This window comes from Streptomyces gamaensis (assembly GCF_042656465.1).
GTDB classification, from domain to species: Bacteria; Actinomycetota; Actinomycetes; order Streptomycetales; family Streptomycetaceae; genus Streptomyces; species Streptomyces gamaensis.
Genome location: NZ_JBHSPB010000016.1, coordinates 107,855 through 124,839 on the forward strand (window position 1 = coordinate 107,855; position 16,985 = coordinate 124,839).

Below are 16,985 nucleotides of genomic sequence, written 5' to 3' on the forward strand. Positions count from 1 at the left end.
CGCGGCCGTGACCGGCGCCGATGGTTCTGGGCACCCTCTGACATGCGGTAATGTTTGCGGTGCGCCCGGGCGATTAGCTCAGCGGGAGAGCGCTTCGTTCACACCGAAGAGGTCACTGGTTCGATCCCAGTATCGCCCACACCCCACCGGGGGTCCGCGAGGTCACCACCTCACGGACCCCCGGTTTTTGCGTGCCCGGGACGGCCGCGACGGCCGCCTCCGGGCCGCCTCGCGCACCCTCGGGACGGAATTTGATGGAGAGCCGCCCCGACCTGTATTGTTCAGTGCGTCGCCGGGGGAAACCCCGGAACAGACCCGGGCGATTAGCTCAGCGGGAGAGCGCTTCGTTCACACCGAAGAGGTCACTGGTTCGATCCCAGTATCGCCCACACCGGCAAGGCCGGTCCGCCAACAGGCGGACCGGCATTGCGCGTTGCCCGGGCCCGGCGTGCGACGCCCGCCATCGCTGCTGCCGCCGGGGGCCGTTCAGGCGGCCGCCGTCAGCGCCGGCCGCAACGGCCACGCCGGATCGCACACTTCCTGCGAACCATTGCGCGCGAACCACGCCTGCAACCCCCGCGCCTGCGCCGCGTGCCACACCGTCTGCCGCTCGTGCAGCTCCGCCGGAGTGAGCCGCTCCAGCCGCGCCGCGTACCGCCGCCCGAGCGCCCGTACCACCTCCAGCGCCGCCAGCGCGTCCGACGCCGCGTCATGCGCGCCCGTCAGCTCCACCTCGTAGTGCGCGCACAGATCCGTCAGCGTGCGACGGCCCTTGCGATAGCGGTCCAGATGCTTGTCCAGCACCCACGGATCCAGTACGCACAGCGCCGCCGCCCCCACGTACTGCGCGAGCGACGCCGCCCGGTGCCGCCGCAACTCCCGGTCCAGCAAGGTCAGATCGAACGGCGCGTTCATCACCACCAGCGGCACCCCCCGTGCCGACTGCACCGCCAGCCCCCGCGCCACCTCCTCCATCACCGGCGCCGGCCACCGCCCGTGCCGCTGCAGATACACCTGCGTCAGCCCGTGTATCGCCGTCGCCCCCTCCGGCACCGGAACCCCCGGGTCCACCAGCCAGCGGCTGACCACCGCGGCCGCCCCCGGCGCCGGCTGCACCACGAGGGCCGCCGACACGATCCGGTCGCGCTCGACATCGACCCCGGTGGTCTCGGTGTCGAAAGCAGCCAGCGGCCCCTCGAACCAGCTCATGTCCAACTCCTCGTGTCCGCCCGGCGAATGGCGAGTTTCACCCCTCCCCGCGAGGTGATACCCGGGCCCTCAGCCCGGCGAACCGCCGTTGTTTGCCATGGAGTTGTCCAGGAGATGACACACATGTACGGACCGGAGGCCCGAAGAAGCCCGAAGGGAATCGGACATGGCGTTCCCGCGACCCGAACCGGGCGCGCTGTCCGCCGCGGCCACCGGGCATCCCGGGCGCCCCGCCCCCGTCCGCGGCGCGCTCGCCACCACCGCGTGCATGGAGACCCTCCACATCGGCTACCTCCACGCCGTCGCCGCCGCGGCCGGCTGCACCCTCGCCCAGCCCTTCCCCGACCACGGCATCGACTGGCACGTCAGCCACAGCGCCCCCGGCCACACGGCCGACGACGAGGTCACCATCAAGGTCCAGCTCAAGAGCACCTACCAGCTCGGACCCCACCCGCCCGGACCGACCTTCGCGTTCACGCTCGACAACGACCACCTCGCCAAGCTCGCCCGCACCCCCGTGTCCGTCCACAAGATCCTCGTCGTCATGATCGTGCCCCGCGCCCGCGACGACTGGCTCCACGCCGGCCACGACAGCCTGCGGCTGCGGCACTGCTGCTACTGGACCAACCTCGCCGGACACCCCATCACCGGCAGGCACCGGACCACCGTGCGCATACCGACCACACGCGTCTTCGACGACCGGGCCCTCTGCGAGATCATGACGCGGGTCGGGGCAGGAGGGAGACCCTGATGCACCGGCCCACCGACGATTCCGCGAACACCCCCGGCACCTGGACCGCCGAGAGCGTCGACCCCGCCGTGCTCGCCGCCCTGCTCGCCCGCCACGGCTGGCACCGCCACGGCCGCGCCACCGGCGCCTGCACCCGCTGGACACCGCCCGACGCCACCGGCACCAGCCTCCTGCTCCCGGCGAGCCGCGCCTACCCCGACAGCGCCGACCTCATCGCCGAGGCCCTCACCGCACTCGAACGCAGCGCCTCGCCCTCCGCCCCCGGCATCCTGCGCTCCCTGCGCACCCCGGGAGACGAGATCCACTGGCTCCGCGACATCCCCGAACCCGCCGCCCCCGCCGCCACCTGGGCCGCCCAGGAACGACTGCGCACCGGCGCCCACGCCCTGCTCCTCGCCGCCGCCCTCACCGCCACGGGCCACGCCGGCTACCACGGAGCCCGCCACCGCCGTCCCGCCGAAGCCGCCCTCGACGGCCTCCTCCTCGGCCCCGCCACCGGTGGCCGCGCACTCGCCGTGCTCGTGCCCCTGCGCCCCGCCGGACCGTACGGACGCCGGACACCGGGCACGTCCACCGGCCGCCTCCTGAGCACCACCCTCCTGCGCGCCCTCTACGCCGCCCGCGACGCCACCGACTACCAGCGCGCCACCGGCAGCAGCGAAGCGTTCGCCGCGGCCGTCCGGGCCGGGGTCTGCCAGGAGCTCACCGAAGCCCTCATCACCCTCGTCCGGGGCTCCGCCGGCGTCAGGATCACCCTCCACTGGTCCCCGGCCGCCGCCCCGCCCGACGGCTTCGCCACCCACCCCGAACCCGTCGAGTTCACCCCCGGCGACCTGCCCGCCCTCCGCGCCGCGGGCCCCCGCTACATCCGCGACGAACCCTCCGTACCCGTCCGCCTGACCACCGCAGTCATCCGGCTGCGCAGGGCGGCCCCCGGCGGCGCCGGCACCGCCCACCTGCGCGTTCTCGCCGGAGCCGACGTCCCGCAGGTACGCGTCACCCTCGACGAGGACGACTACCGCACCGCGGGCCACGCCCACCTCACCGGACTCCCCCTGCGCATCAGCGGACGCCTGGAGAGCGGCAGCGGCTTCCGCCGGCTCGTCGACGCCACCGACGTGGCGCCCGTACCCGTCGACGAAGCCGAACGCGAGCAACTCCTGAAGTCCCTCCGCGAGAACCTCGACGGTCTCGGCGAGACCCCCGGCGACGACGGATAACCGTTTCGCGACCACGGGGGAGGGCTCGGTACGATTCAGGCGCGCAGTATCCGCTGCCGCACCCCTTGCAGTCAGGAGAGTCCGGTGTCCGACGTCCGTGTGATCATCCAACGCGATTCCGAGCGGGAAGAGCGCGTGGTGACGACGGGCACTACGGCCGCCGACCTGTTCGCCGGGGAGCGCACCGTCGTCGCCGCGCGCATCGGCGGCGAGCTGAAGGACCTCGCCCACGTCGTCACCGACGGCGAGGAGATCGAGCCCGTCGAGATCTCCTCCAAGGACGGCCTCGACATCCTGCGCCACTCCACCGCGCACGTCATGGCCCAGGCCGTGCAGGAGATCTTCCCCGAGGCCAAGCTGGGCATCGGCCCGCCCGTCAAGGACGGCTTCTACTACGACTTCGACGTCGAGCGGCCCTTCCACCCCGATGACCTCAAGGCCATCGAGAAGCGCATGCAGGAGATCATCAAGCGCGGGCAGAAGTTCTCCCGCCGCGTGGTGACCGACGAGGCCGCGCGCGAGGAGCTCGCGAACGAGCCCTACAAGCTGGAGCTCATCGGCCTCAAGGGCTCCGCCTCCCACGACGACGGCGCGGACGTCGAGGTCGGCGCGGGCGAGCTCACCATCTACGACAACCTCGACCCGAAGACGGGCGAGCTGTGCTGGCGCGACCTGTGCCGCGGGCCGCACCTGCCGACGACCCGGATCATCCCGGCGTTCAAGCTCATGCGGAACGCCTCCGCCTACTGGCGCGGCAGCGAGAAGAACCCGCAGCTCCAGCGCATCTACGGCACCGCCTGGCCGTCCAAGGGCGAGCTGAAGGAGTACCTGGACTTCCTCGCCGAGGCCGAGAAGCGCGACCACCGCAAGCTCGGCTCCGAGCTGGACCTCTTCTCCATCCCGGAGCAGATCGGCTCCGGCCTGGCCGTCTTCCACCCCAAGGGCGGCATCATCCGCCGGGTCATGGAGGACTACTCCAGGAAGAAGCACGAAGAGAACGGCTACGAGTTCGTCTACACCCCACACGCGACGAAGGGGAAGCTTTTCGAACAGTCGGGCCACCTGGACTGGTACGCCGACGGCATGTACCCGCCCATGCAGCTCGACGAGGGCGTGGACTACTACCTCAAGCCCATGAACTGCCCGATGCACAACCTCATCTTCGACGCGCGCGGGCGCTCGTACCGTGAGCTGCCGCTGCGGCTGTTCGAGTTCGGGACGGTGTACCGGTACGAGAAGTCGGGCGTCGTGCACGGCCTGACCCGGGCCCGGGGCTTCACACAGGACGACGCGCACATCTACTGCACCCGCGAGCAGATGGCGGAGGAGCTCGACCGGACGCTCACCTTCGTCCTGGACCTGCTGCGCGACTACGGCCTCAACGACTTCTACCTGGAGCTGTCCACCAAGGACCCCGACAAGTTCGTGGGCACCGACGAGGTGTGGGAGGAGGCCACCGAGACCCTGCGCAAGGTGGCCGAGAAGCAGGGGCTGGAGCTCGTCGCCGACCCGGGTGGCGCGGCCTTCTACGGGCCGAAGATCTCGGTGCAGGCGAAGGACGCTATCGGGCGTACCTGGCAGATGTCCACGATTCAGCTGGACTTCAACCTCCCCGAGCGCTTCGACCTCGAGTACACCGCCGCGGACGGTTCGCGGCAGCGGCCGGTCATGATCCACCGCGCGCTGTTCGGGTCGATCGAGCGCTTCTTCGCGGTGCTGCTGGAGCACTACGCGGGGGCGTTCCCGGCGTGGCTGGCGCCGGTGCAGGCGGTCGGTATCCCGATCGGTGATGCGCACGTCGAGTACCTGCAGGAGTTCGCGGCTGAGGCCCGGAAGCAGGGTCTGCGGGTCGAGGTGGACTCGTCTTCGGACCGGATGCAGAAGAAGATCCGAAACGCGCAGAAGTCCAAGATCCCGTTCATGGTGATCGCCGGTGACGAGGACGTTTCGAACGCCGCTGTCTCCTTCCGCTACCGGGATGGTTCGCAGAAGAACGGGATCCCGCGTGACCAGGCCATCGCCGAGCTCGTTGATGTGGTCAAGCGCCGCGTCCAGGTGTGATTCTGGTCCCCGCACCAGCGGGGGTGACCCGAAGATGAGGAATCACCACAAGGCCAAGGCGCCGTGGTCCCCACATCAGTGGGGTTGACGGCAGGGGCGGCCCCCAGGGCCGCCCCTCGTCGCATCCCCACCGGGGAATATGCTGCTCACCATGACGAGTGAGCCGGAGCAGCAGATCGGGGTCGGGACGCCGGACGCGTTCCAGCGTCTGTGGACGCCCCACCGGATGGCATACATCCAGGGTGAGAACAAGCCGAGCGGCCCCGGGGCCGGTGACGGCTGTCCCTTCTGCGCGATTCCGGAGAAGAGCGACGAGGACGGGCTGATCATCGCCCGCGGCGAGCGCGTCTACGCGGTGCTCAATTTGTACCCTTACAACGGCGGCCACCTCATGATCGTCCCGTTCCGCCACGTCGCCGACTACACGGAGCTCGACGAGACGGAGACGGTCGAGCTCGCCGAGTTCACCAAGCGGGCGATGACCGCGCTGCGCGCCGCGTCGGGGGCGCACGGATTCAATATCGGCATGAACCAGGGCTCTGTCGCGGGCGCCGGCATTGCCGCCCATCTGCATCAGCACGTGGTCCCGCGCTGGGGCGGGGACACCAACTTCATGCCCGTCGTCGGCCGGACCAAGATTCTTCCGCAACTCCTCGCTGACACAAGGAAGATGCTCGCCGACGTCTGGCCTGCCGTTTAGGGGCGTTTTCCCGCCCGCGTGCCGGGGACACGCGCCACATCGATTCGGGCAAATATCCCCAAGTCTTACTAAAGGCAAGTTCTAATGGAGCGGTGACCTTCCTTCACCGCCGCTCTCTTCTGCGCGCGGCCGCCGGTGGCGCACTCGCCGGGGCGGCCGCCGCCGGATGCGGCCGGGCCGAGGAGGAGGGGGCCGGGGCCGGGGTCGCCGGGCCGGCCACTCCGTCCGTACGGGCCTCGAAGAAGCCGTCGCCGAAGCCTTCCGCTCCCCGTGCCGCGCTGCCGCCGCTTCCGCCCGGGCTTCCCGCGCAGATCGAGCACGGCCCCCGCGGTGGCCACGCCGTGGCGCTCACCTTTCACGGCCAGGGCGATCCGCGCACGGCGGGCGAGCTGCTGACGGAGGCCGAGCGGGCCGGGGCGCGGGTGACCGTGCTCGCGGTCGGCTCGTGGCTGGAGGAGCAGCCGCAGATGGCGCGCCGTGTCCTCGACGGGGGTCATGAGCTGGGCAATCACACGATGAGCCATCTCGACATCTGCTCGATGAGGGCGGACGCCGCCTATGCGGAGATCGCCCGGTGCGCGGAGGTGTTGCGGCGGCTGACGGGTGGGGTGGGGCGGTGGTTCCGTCCGTCGCGTGCGCAGCGGGCGACGGAGCGGGTGGTGCGGATGGCGCGCAAGGCGGGGTATCCGCATGTTCTGTCGTACGACGTGGACTCCTTGGACTTCACCGATCCGGGTGCGGAGGCCGTGCGGCACAGTGTGCTGGGCGCGGTGCGGCCCGGGTCGGTGGTGAGTCTGCACTTCGGGCACGACGGCACGGTTGCCGCGCTGCCCGCGATCCTCGACGGCCTCCACCGCCGCGGTCTGCGTGCGGTGACGACTACGGAGCTGCTGACGCGATGATCCCTCTCTCCTCGCTTCACCGTCCTGTCCGTTCTTCCCGCTTTCCCCGGTCCTCCCGTGCTTCCCGGCCGTCCGCGCGGAGAAGGCGCCGGGCCGTGCTGTTCGCCGTGGTGGGGGCGCTGCTGGCCGCGGGGTGCGGAGGGGGGACGCACGACGAGGCCGCCGACCGCCGCCCGCACGAGGAGGTGAAGCAGCAGCCGAAGAGGGCGGTGCCCGACGGACTGCCGGGAATGCCGCCGCTGCTGGATCCGAACGACGTGTACGCGGCGGACCGGCCGAACATGCTGTCGCCGGTGGTGAAGGACTTCCCGTCGCGGGTGTATGTGCCGAACACGGAGTCGGACACGGTGAGTGTCATCGATCCGAAGACGTACAAGGTGATCGAGACGATTCCGGTGGGTGCGCAGCCGCAGCATGTGGTGCCGTCGTGGGATCTGAAGACGCTGTGGGTGAACAACGACCGTGGTCACACGCTGACGCCGATCGATCCGGCGACGGGCAGGGCGGGCAGGACGGTCGATGTGCACGACCCGTACAACCTCTACTTCACGCCGGACGGGAAGTACGCGGTGGTGATGGCGTCCATGGACAAGGAGTTGGTGTTCCGGGACGCGCACACGATGAAGCGGATGAAGACGGTGCCGGTGTCGTGCCGTGGGGTCAATCACGCGGATTTCTCGGCGGACGGGCGGTACTTCATCGTCTCCTGTGAGTTCTCGGGGGAGTTGCTGAAGGTCGACACGGCGCGGATGAAGGTGATCGGTCAGCAGAAGCTGCCGTTCGAGGGGGCGATGCCGCAGGACGTGAAGATGGCCTCGGACGGCCGGACCTGGTACATCGCGGACATGATGGCCGACGGGCTGTGGGTGCTGGACGGGGACCGGTTCACGCAGCCGTGGCTGATGCCGACGGGGAAGGGCGCGCACGGGCTGTATGTGAGCCGGGATTCGAAGTCGATGTACATCTCGAACCGGGGGGAGGGTTCGATCTCGGTGCTGGATCTGCCGTCGCGGAAACTGGTCAAGAAGTGGGAGCTGCCGGACGGGGGCAGCCCGGACATGGGCGGGGTGTCGGCGGACGGCAATGTGCTGTGGCTGTCGGGTCGTTATGACTCGGAGGTGTATGCGATCGACACCCGGGACGGGCATCAGATCGCGAAGATCCCGGTGGGTGCGGGGCCGCACGGGCTCGCGGTGTATCCGCAGCCGGGCCGGTATTCGCTGGGCCACACCGGGATTTTCCGGTGAGGCCCGGTGACCGCGGGTGAGCTGACGGCGGGTCAGGCGTTGTAGACGTCGGCCTGCCGGGGGGTGGGGTCCTGGACGGCGCCGCTGAGGAAGCTGGCGCGGTTGCCGAAGCGCTCGGTGTTGACGCCGTTCTCGGAGAGGACGCGCAGGGCCGCCTGGTGGACGACGCGCAGGACGGGGGTGGTGGCGCGCAGGGCGTCGTCGGCCATGAAGCGGTGCCGCCAGGGCTTGTCGGCCCAGGCGTGGCGCAGGCCGAAGGGTTCGGGCAGGACGAGCTTGCCGCCCCAGTACTCCAGGAGGGGCGGGTAGTAGGTGAGGGGGGCGCGGGCGGCGAGGCGGACGACTTCGCGGGCGTGGACGATGGGCAGCTGGCGGGTGCGGGTCTCCCAGAACTTGATGGTCTTGGAGGTGGTCTTGGTGCGGGGGGAGGGGGTGCCCAGGAAGAGGGGGTGGACGGGGCCGAGGGCGTGGCCGGTGACCTCGATGCGCAGGGTCTTGTGCAGCACGGTGACGGTGATCAGAAGGGTGATGACGAGCTGGCCGTCCCACAGGACGAACTGGACGCCGAGGTAGTGGCGGTCGCCGCTGCCGAACTGCTGCTCGTTGCAGATCTTCTGGAGTTCGGCGCCGCCTATCTGGTAGGCGCCGGCTTCGGTGCCCTCGGGGCGGGAGACGGCCTTGGCGCCTTCGCCGATGGGGGAGACGACCCAGTGCTTGACGTCGGGGGTGGGGAAGCCGCCGGTGTGCAGGGGGCCGCGTTCGAGAAGGCGGAGCTGGTCGTGGACGGCGCGGATGACGTCCCAGCTGCGGAAGGGGTTGATGTCCTTCTCGGGGTCGGCGGGCACGAGTTCCTCCGCGAGCTGCCAGCTGCCCCAGCGGGTGCCCATGCCGAGTATGCCCTTGGGGCCGGCGTAGAAGACGACGTTGCTGTGCTGCTCGGCGGTGAGGCGCTCCAGGGACTGGCGCAGCTGCTCGGCGGCGGTCTCGCCGGGGTTGCGGGGGACGGCTTCGGGGATCTTGGCGCCGACGCCGCCGCCGGCGAGGAGGCCGGACCAGCGGTCGCGGAGGTCCTTGGCGGTGCGCTCGCAGATGACCTTGGCCCAGGCGCCGCCGATGAGGGGGGCGATGAGCATGGCGCGTACGTAGAAGGCCCAGAAGCCGGAGAAGGGGAGTTTGACCAGGAAGACGACGGCGGCGACGGCGAGGACGGTGAGCAGGGCCATGCCGAGGGCGCCGGTGCGTTTGTTCTGGGCGCCGGCGAGCATGCGGCGCAGCTGGAAGCCGCCGAGCCAGATCAGCACACCGGGCAGGAAGAGCAGGCCGAAGACGGCCATGATGAGGGTGAGGCGGGCGTCGCGCTGCTTGCGGATGCGGCTGGCGGCGAGGCAGTGCTCGACGACGGGCTGCGGGTCGAGGCCGAAGGACTGGATGAGGGGCTTGCGGCCGCCGCCGAGGACACGCAGCTGGAGGGCGCGGGAGAAGGCCTCGCCGAGATTGGGCTCGAACAGGGAGACACGCGGGGGTTTGACCTCGGAGGTGGCCCAGTCGGAGTTGGCCTTGAGGAGCTCGTCGACGGGACCGTCGCGGTAGGCGGCGGAGGCGAGCGCCTGCGTCGCCGCGGTCTGGCCGGAGGCGCCCGAGAGCGGGATCTGCGCTCCGGGGCTGAAGTCGAACGCGTCTCCTGCTGCCACTGATCAAGCCCCCAAATGCCGCGTGTGCCGGTGTTGCGGCCTGTGCCCGACGACCGCCCGCGTCATACGTGTTGGTCCGCGTCCACCAGGGTATCGGGGTGCGGCCCGGCTGTCCCAGGAGATCGCAAAGCCGCCCGCCCCGGTGGAGTTGGGGCGGGCGGCCGGTGGGGTGCGGGCCGGCGCCGGTCGGTCCGGGTCGGCCGGCGCCGGGTGGACCGGCTGGGTCGGGTGGGTCAACTACGTGTTGTTCTCGTCCTGTTCGCGGATACGGTCGGCGAGCTGAGGGGGCATCGGTTCGTGGCGGACGTACGTGCGGCTGAAGCGGCCGGTGCCGTGGGAGAGGGAACGCAGGTCGACCGCGTACCGGCCGATCTCGATCTCGGGCACCTCGGCGCGGACGAAGGTGCGTCCGGCGCCGGACTGTTCGGTGCCCACGACACGGCCGCGGCGCCCGGACAGGTCGCTCATGACCGCGCCGACGTAGTCGTCGGAGACGAGGACCTGGACCTCGGCGACCGGCTCCAGGAGATGGACGCGGGCCTCGGTGGCGGCCTCGCGCAGGGCGAGGGCGCCGGCGGTCTGGAAAGCGGCGTCGGAGGAGTCCACCGAGTGCGCCTTGCCGTCGAGGAGGGTGACCCGGACATCGACGAGCGGATACCCGGCGGCGACGCCGCGGGCCGCCTGCGCCCGTACGCCCTTCTCCACGGAGGGGATGAACTGGCGGGGGACCGCGCCGCCGACGACCTTGTCGACGAACTCGATGCCGGAGCCGCCGGGCAGCGGCTCGACCTCGATCTCGCAGATGGCGTACTGGCCGTGGCCGCCGGACTGTTTGACGTGCCGGCCGCGGCCGGCGGCCCTGGAGGCGAAGGTCTCCCGCAGGGACACCTTGTGCGCGACGACGTCGACGCGGACGCCGTAGCGGGAGCGCAGCCGTTCCAGGGCGACGTCGCGGTGGGCCTCGCCCAGGCACCACAGGACGACCTGGTGGGTGTCGGGGTTCTGCTCCAGGCGCATGGTGGGGTCCTCGGCGACGAGCCGGGCCAGGCCCTGGGAGAGCTTGTCCTCGTCGGCCTTGCTGTGGGCCTGGATGGCCACGGGCAGCAGCGGGTCCGGCATCGTCCAGGGCTCCATGAGCAGGGGCTCGCCCTTGGCGGAGAGGGTGTCGCCGGTCTCGGCGTGGGCGAGCTTGGCGACGCAGGCGAGGTCCCCGGCGATGGCCTGGGGGAGCGGCCGCTGCTGTTTGCCGAAGGGCGCGGACAGGGCGCCGACGCGTTCGTCGACGTCGTGGTCCTCGTGGCCGCGGTCGGCCAGGCCGTGGCCGGAGACGTGGACGGTCTCGTCCGGCCGCAGGGTGCCGGAGAAGACCCGGATCAGGGAGATCCGGCCCACGTAGGGGTCCGAGGAGGTCTTGATCACCTCGGCGGCGAGCGGACCCGCGGGATCGCAGGTGAGCGGTGGCCTGCCGCGGCCGTCGGGGCTGGTGACGGCGGGGATCTCGCGTTCGAGGGGGGTGGGGAAGCCACCGGTGATCAGTTCCAGGAGCTCGACGGTGCCCAGGCCCTCCTTGGCGCCCTCCTGCGCGGGGGCGGCGGCGAGCACGGGGTGGAAGGTGCCGCGTGCCACGGCCCGTTCCAGGTCCTCGACGAGGGTCTTGACGTCGATCTCCTCGCCGCCGAGATAGCGGTCCATGAGGGTCTCGTCCTCGCTCTCGGCGATGATGCCCTCGATGAGCCGGTTGCGGGCCGCCTGGAGCAGCGGCAGCTGGTCGGGGGCGGGCGCGCTCTCGGTGCGCCGGCCCGGGGAGTAGTCGAAGACCTGCTGCGAGAGCAGGCCGGTCAGACCGGTGACGGGGCGGTGCCCGTCGGGGCCCTCGGGACCGAGCAGCGGCAGGTACAACGGCAGCACGCTCTCGGGGGAGTCGCCCCCGAAGACCGCGCGGCAGCTCTCGGTCATCTCGTCGAAATCGGCGCGCGCCGCCTCCAGATGGGTGATGACGATCGCGCGCGGCATACCGACGGCGGCGCACTCCTCCCACACGGTGCGGGTGGCGCCGGAGATCCCCTCGGTGCCCTCGGCCGCCGAGACGACGAACAGGGCCGCGTCGGCGGCGCGCAGACCGGCCCTCAGCTCGCCGACGAAGTCGGCGTAGCCGGGGGCGTCCAGCAGATTGATCTTGATGCCGTCCCATTCCACGGGGACCAGGGACAGCTGCACCGAGCGCTGCTGGCGGTGCTCGATCTCGTCGTGGTCGGACAGAGCGGAGCCGTCCTCGACCCGGCCGGCGCGGTTCACGGCGCCGGTGGCGAGGGCCAGTGCCTCCACGAGTGTGGTCTTGCCGGATCCGCTGTGGCCGACCAGCACCACGTTGCGCACGTGGCTCGGCCGGTCGGCCGCGGCTGCTCTGCCGGCGGCCCCTGGATACGTGCCCGTCTTCTCGCCCATGTGTCCCGCCTCCCGGTCGACACTGCGGTACGTCGAGCTTTCCACTGCGGTAACGCTGCGTCCATACATCGCACACGGAGGCGTACACATGTGCCCGTGCCGCGGGCGGGACGGGAGCCGACGGGAGTGACGCGTGCGCGGCGGTCCCCGGGCGCCTGGCTACGATGGGCCAGCCGGTGGCCTGCTCGCCATCCGGCCCGATTCGACCCTTCGGGAAGGCCATGCTGAACAAGTACGCGCGTGCTTTCTTCACGCGTGTTCTCACGCCGTTCGCCGCCCTGCTCATCCGGCTGGGCGTCAGCCCCGACACGGTGACCCTCATCGGCACCGGCGGAGTGGTGGCGGGCGCGCTGGTCTTCTACCCCCAGGGCGAGTTCTTCTGGGGGACGATCGTCATCACCCTGTTCGTCTTCTCCGACCTCGTCGACGGCAACATGGCCCGCCAGCTGGGGCGTTCCAGCCGCTGGGGGGCGTTCCTGGACTCCACGCTGGACCGGGTCGCCGACGCGGCGATCTTCGGCGGGATGGCGCTGTGGTACGCGGGGGGCGGCGCGAGCCAGCTGATGTGCGCGGTCGCCATCTTCTGTCTCGCGAGCGGCCAGGTGGTGTCGTACACCAAGGCGCGCGGCGAGAGCATCGGCCTGCCCGTCAATGTCAACGGGCTGGTCGAGCGCGCCGAGCGGCTGGTGATCTCGCTGGTGGCGGCCGGCCTCTCCGGACTGCACGCGTTCGGGGTGCCGCTCGTGGACAAGCTGCTGCCGATCGCGCTGTGGATCGTGGCCGTCGGCTCTCTGATCACCCTGGGGCAGCGCGTGGTGACGGTGCGGCGCGAGGCCGCGGAGGCGGACGCGGAGCCCGCACCCGGGGGCGATGCCCGGTGAAGCAGCACACGGTGAAGGAGCGCAAGGAACAGCTCACCGACGCGCTCTACGGCCTGGGCTGGGCCGGGGTGAAGAAGCTGCCCGAACCCGTGGCCGTACGGCTCGGGCAGCAGCTCGCCGACCTCGCCTGGAGGCGGCGCGGCACAGGGGTGCGGCGCCTGGAGGCGAACCTCGCCCGGGTCGTGCCCGACGCGGGCCCCGAGCGCCTGGCCCGGCTCTCCCGGGCGGGCATGCGCTCGTACATGCGCTACTGGATGGAGAGCTTCCGGCTGCCGGCCTGGAGCGAGGAACGCGTGCGCAACGGCTTCTCCGTGGCGGGCCTGGACCACTTGCGTCAGGGACTGGAGAGCGGGCGCGGAGTCGTGCTCGCCCTGCCGCACATGGCCAACTACGACCTCGCGGGCGCCTGGGTGACCACCACCCTGGGGGTCCCCTTCACCACCGTCGCCGAGCGGCTGAAGCCCGAGACGCTCTACGACCGGTTCGTGGCCTACCGCGAGGGGCTCGGTATGGAGGTGCTCCCGCACGCCGGGGGCAGCGCCTTCGGCACCCTCGCCCGGCGGCTGCGCAGCGGAGGGCTGGTGTGCCTGGTGGCCGACCGCGACCTGTCCTCCTCCGGGATCCCGGTGAAGTTCTTCGGGGAGACCACGAAGATGCCCGCGGGGCCGGCGATGCTCGCCGCGCGCACCGGCGCGCTGCTGCTGCCGGTCACCCTCTGGTACGACCGCTCGCCGGTGATGCAGGGCCGGGTCCACCCGCCCGTCGAGCTGCCCGAGACCGGGACCCGGGCGGAGAAGGCCGCCGTCATGACGCAGCAGCTCGCCGACGCCTTCGCCTCCGGGATCGCCGAGCACCCCCAGGACTGGCACATGCTGCAGCGCCTCTGGCTCGCCGACCTCCCCGGCGGGGGAGAGGCCGGCGGACGTGACCGGCGGCCCGCGCCGGCGCAGCAGGACGGCCGGCAGGACACGAGGGAGTCCTCTTGAGGATCGGGATCGTCTGTCCGTACGCCTGGGACGTCCCCGGCGGTGTCCAGTTCCACATCCGGGACCTGGCCGAGCATCTGATCCGGCTGGGTCATGAGGTGTCGGTGCTGGCGCCCGCGGACGACGACACCCCGCTGCCTCCCTTCGTGGTCTCGGCGGGGCGGGCCGTGCCCGTCCCCTACAACGGCTCCGTGGCCCGGCTGAACTTCGGCTTTCTCTCCGCCGCCCGGGTGCGCCGCTGGCTCCACGACGGCGACTTCGACGTCATCCACATCCACGAGCCCACCTCCCCTTCCCTGGGTCTGCTGACCTGCTGGGCCGCGCAGGGCCCGATCGTGGCGACCTTCCACACCTCCAACCCCCGCTCCCGCGCCATGATCGCGGCGTATCCGATCCTCCAGCCGGCACTGGAGAAGATCAGCGCGCGGATCGCGGTGAGCGAGTACGCGCGCAGGACCCTGGTCGAGCACCTGGGCGGGGACGCCGTGGTCATCCCCAACGGGGTCGACGTCGGCTTCTTCGCCCGGGCCGAGCCCCGGCCCGAGTGGCAGGGCGGCACGATCGGCTTCATCGGCCGGATCGACGAGCCGCGCAAGGGCCTGCCCGTGCTGATGCGGGCCCTGCCGAAGATCCTCGCCGAGCGGCCCGGTGCCCGGCTGCTGGTGGCCGGACGCGGGGACGAGGAGGAGGCCGTGGCCGGCCTGCCGCCCGCGGTGCGCGAACGCGTCGAGTTCCTCGGCATGGTCAGCGACGAGGACAAGGCGCGGCTGCTGCGCAGCGTCGATGTGTATGTGGCGCCCAACACCGGCGGTGAGTCCTTCGGCATCATCCTCGTCGAGGCGATGTCGGCGGGCGCGCCCGTCCTCGCCAGTGACCTGGACGCCTTCGCGCAGGTCCTCGACCGGGGGGCGGCCGGGGAGCTGTTCGCCAACGAGGATGCCGACGCCCTGGCCGCCGCGGCCGTGCGGCTGCTGGGCGACCCCGCCCTGCGGGCCGGGCTCAGCGAGCGCGGCAGCAGGCACGTCCAGCGCTTCGACTGGTCGCGGGTCGGGGCCGACATCCTGGCCGTCTACGAGACGGTCACGGACGGCGCGGCCTCCGTGGCCACCGACGAACGCACCGGTCTGCGCGCCCGCTTCGGGCTCGCCCGCGACTGACGCGGCGCGGCTCGCGCGCGTGGACCGCGCAGGGCCCAGCCCGGCGAGCCGTCAGGAGAGGCCGGCCGGCTCCGCCCGTGCGACCGGTGGCACCGGCCGGGCCCGTATCCCGAACAGGGCCGTCCCGTGGCGTGTGCGGAAGGCGTGACTGCGACGCACCGTCAGGAAGGCCACCAGGCCCAGCAGCGCGAACGACTGCAGCCGTCCCACCAGCGGGGCCGCGTCCACCGGCAGCGTCAGCGCTTCGACGAGGGTGAGCGAGGCGTCCAGGAACTGCCCGCAGGCCCACAGCGCGGTCAGCCCCCGCAGCGCCCGCCGGAACTCCGCCGAGCTGTCCCACAGCCGCTCCGCCTCCTGCCGGGCGGAAGCGTCCCGCAGCTGTTCCCCGAAGTGGAAGGTGAACGGCCGGGAGCCGAACCGCAAGGAGCCCAGCAGCCATATGGCCAGTGCCGCCGGGAGCACCGCGTCCTTGATCAGCAGCACCCGGGGGTCGCCACTGACCAGTGAGGCCGCCGCCGACACCACCAGCAGCCCGACGACGAACAGGTCGAAGACCTCCGCCCGGCGGCGCCGGACCGCGGAGAGCAGCGCGTGCGCCGCCGGGAGCGCGCTGCTCGCCAGCAGAGCCTGCCACTGCGCCCACCCCTGCGCCCGCACCACGTAGTACAGCCCGAGCGGCAGCAGGACATTGACGGCCAGTGAGGCGAGGAAGGTCCTCCTGGAGCGGGTGCGCGTGGGTGTCATGGCTGCCTCCGTCACCGGTGGTCGCGGTCGAGTCGCCGTCGAGTCGCGGTCGAATCGTGGTCAAGTCGTGGTCGAGCCGTGGTCACTTCGCGGGCGATGCACGGGAATCGGCGGGCCTCCCGCGCCGCCGACCGCTGCGACATCTGCCTCGACGTTACGAACGCGGCGGGTGCACGCGGATCGGAGCCAGGGCCGAGTCCGGGTGGAAGTCCGCGGCCCGCGCTCTCCACCCCCGGGTGGAGCGGCTGCCGCACGGCCGCCACGGCCCGGTCCTCCCCCGATGCGTCCGGACCCCGGAACGGCCCGCGCGACGGACGGTAACGTGACCCCGCGTGAGCACTTTCATCTGGATCGCGGTCGTACTGGTCCTCATCGGTGTCTACCTGAGCTGGACCGCCGGCCGGCTGGACCGCCTGCACAGCCGCATCGACGCGGCCCGCGCGGCGCTCGACGCCCAGCTGCTGCGGCGCGCCTCGGTCGCCCAGGAGCTCGGCACCGCCGGGGTCCTCGACCCGGCCGCCTCGATCGTGCTCTACCAGGCCGCACACGCCGCCCGGCAGGCGGAGGAGGAGCAGCGCGAGGTCGCGGAGAGCGAGCTGAGCCAGGCGCTGCGGGCCGTCTTCGCCGAGGAGCAGCAGGCCGAGGCCGTGCGCGGGGCGGCGGGCGGCGAGGAGTCGCTGCGCGAGCTGGCGGAGGCGGTGCGCAAGGTGCCGATGGCCCGGCGCTTCCACAACGACGCGGTCCGCGCGGCGCGGGCCGTGCGCAAGCACCGGGTGGTGCGGTGGTTCCGGCTGGCCGGCCACGCGCCGTTCCCGCTGGCCTTCGAGATGGACGACGAGGCGCCGCCGGTGCTCGGTGAGCGCGCTGCCCACTGACCGAGGTGAGGGCGGGTCCGAGGAGCCACCGGCCTCGGATTGGCCCTTTTGCCGCGCGCGCGGGCCGGTTTGTATCAGGGGTGCACCGTCGAAGCCCTTGATGAGCGAGGTCCCCA

The 16,985-nt window shown here is 71.7% G+C and carries 14 protein-coding genes and 2 tRNA genes; 12 read left to right on the forward strand and 4 right to left on the reverse strand.

Features of this window, described 5'->3' with window-relative positions:
- The first annotated feature begins 67 nt into the window (after positions 1-67).
- Positions 68-139, forward strand: a tRNA-Val gene (locus ACFP1Z_RS24225).
- A gap of 178 nt (positions 140-317) precedes the next feature.
- A tRNA-Val gene (locus ACFP1Z_RS24230) sits at positions 318-389 on the forward strand.
- A 97-nt stretch (positions 390-486) separates the two neighbouring features.
- Here the strand turns inward: ACFP1Z_RS24230 and ACFP1Z_RS24235 are convergent.
- Positions 487-1,209 (reverse strand): exonuclease domain-containing protein, encoded by a 723-nt coding sequence (locus ACFP1Z_RS24235; protein WP_390319385.1) that lies wholly within the window; start codon positions 1,207-1,209, stop codon positions 487-489.
- Between the two features lie 166 nt (positions 1,210-1,375).
- Here ACFP1Z_RS24235 and ACFP1Z_RS24240 point away from each other — a divergent pair, with 166 nt between their 5' ends.
- The 6 genes from ACFP1Z_RS24240 (at position 1,376) to ACFP1Z_RS24265 (ending at position 8,090) form a co-directional block, all read left to right on the forward strand.
- Positions 1,376-1,960 carry a DUF4365 domain-containing protein gene (locus ACFP1Z_RS24240; protein WP_390319386.1) on the forward strand — a complete coding sequence of 195 codons (585 nt, stop codon included), beginning with the start codon at positions 1,376-1,378 and terminating at the stop codon, positions 1,958-1,960.
- The gene (locus ACFP1Z_RS24245) at positions 1,960-3,180 is read left to right on the forward strand and encodes a hypothetical protein (protein WP_390319388.1); all 1,221 of its coding nucleotides are present in this window, start codon (positions 1,960-1,962) and stop codon (positions 3,178-3,180) included. Before ACFP1Z_RS24240 ends, ACFP1Z_RS24245 begins: the two co-directional genes overlap by 1 nt.
- A gap of 84 nt (positions 3,181-3,264) precedes the next feature.
- Positions 3,265-5,241 carry a threonine--tRNA ligase gene (thrS, locus tag ACFP1Z_RS24250; protein WP_390319389.1) on the forward strand — a complete coding sequence of 659 codons (1,977 nt, stop codon included), beginning with the start codon at positions 3,265-3,267 and terminating at the stop codon, positions 5,239-5,241.
- 139 nt (positions 5,242-5,380) lie between these two features.
- Positions 5,381-5,941 carry an HIT family protein gene (locus tag ACFP1Z_RS24255; protein ID WP_390319391.1) on the forward strand — a complete coding sequence of 187 codons (561 nt, stop codon included), beginning with the start codon at positions 5,381-5,383 and terminating at the stop codon, positions 5,939-5,941.
- 92 nt (positions 5,942-6,033) lie between these two features.
- Positions 6,034-6,843, forward strand: a complete 810-nt coding sequence (locus tag ACFP1Z_RS24260) for a polysaccharide deacetylase family protein (RefSeq protein ID WP_390319393.1) — start codon at positions 6,034-6,036, stop codon at positions 6,841-6,843.
- Positions 6,840-8,090, forward strand: a complete 1,251-nt coding sequence (locus tag ACFP1Z_RS24265; protein WP_390319395.1) for a YncE family protein — start codon at positions 6,840-6,842, stop codon at positions 8,088-8,090. The genes ACFP1Z_RS24260 and ACFP1Z_RS24265 overlap by 4 nt, the downstream gene beginning before the upstream one ends.
- A gap of 32 nt (positions 8,091-8,122) precedes the next feature.
- Here ACFP1Z_RS24265 and ACFP1Z_RS24270 read toward each other — a convergent pair whose 3' ends face one another.
- Entirely contained in the window at positions 8,123-9,781 is a 1,659-nt protein-coding gene (locus ACFP1Z_RS24270; protein WP_390319396.1) for a hypothetical protein, read from the reverse strand.
- Between the two features lie 237 nt (positions 9,782-10,018).
- A complete protein-coding gene (locus tag ACFP1Z_RS24275; protein WP_390319506.1) occupies positions 10,019-12,226 on the reverse strand; it encodes an elongation factor G-like protein EF-G2 in 2,208 nt (735 codons plus the stop codon).
- A 164-nt stretch (positions 12,227-12,390) separates the two neighbouring features.
- On the opposite strand from ACFP1Z_RS24275, the gene pgsA reads away from it, so the two are divergent.
- The 3 genes from pgsA to ACFP1Z_RS24290 are packed head-to-tail and all read left to right on the forward strand — an operon-like array spanning position 12,391 to position 15,250.
- Positions 12,391-13,107, forward strand: coding sequence for a phosphatidylinositol phosphate synthase (gene pgsA, locus ACFP1Z_RS24280; protein ID WP_390319397.1), 717 nt, complete (start codon positions 12,391-12,393; stop codon positions 13,105-13,107).
- Positions 13,104-14,093 carry a phosphatidylinositol mannoside acyltransferase gene (locus ACFP1Z_RS24285; RefSeq protein WP_390319399.1) on the forward strand — a complete coding sequence of 330 codons (990 nt, stop codon included), beginning with the start codon at positions 13,104-13,106 and terminating at the stop codon, positions 14,091-14,093. The genes pgsA and ACFP1Z_RS24285 overlap by 4 nt, the downstream gene beginning before the upstream one ends.
- The gene (locus ACFP1Z_RS24290) at positions 14,090-15,250 is read left to right on the forward strand and encodes a glycosyltransferase family 4 protein (protein ID WP_390319401.1); all 1,161 of its coding nucleotides are present in this window, start codon (positions 14,090-14,092) and stop codon (positions 15,248-15,250) included. The genes ACFP1Z_RS24285 and ACFP1Z_RS24290 overlap by 4 nt, the downstream gene beginning before the upstream one ends.
- Before the next feature lie 51 nt (positions 15,251-15,301).
- Here the strand turns inward: ACFP1Z_RS24290 and ACFP1Z_RS24295 are convergent, their stop codons facing one another.
- Entirely contained in the window at positions 15,302-15,994 is a 693-nt protein-coding gene (locus tag ACFP1Z_RS24295) for a VC0807 family protein (protein ID WP_390319403.1), read from the reverse strand.
- Positions 15,995-16,326: 332 nt separating this feature from the next.
- On the opposite strand from ACFP1Z_RS24295, the gene ACFP1Z_RS24300 reads away from it, so the two are divergent.
- Positions 16,327-16,869, forward strand: coding sequence for a LemA family protein (locus tag ACFP1Z_RS24300; protein WP_390319405.1), 543 nt, complete (start codon positions 16,327-16,329; stop codon positions 16,867-16,869).
- Positions 16,870-16,985 lie beyond the last annotated feature (116 nt).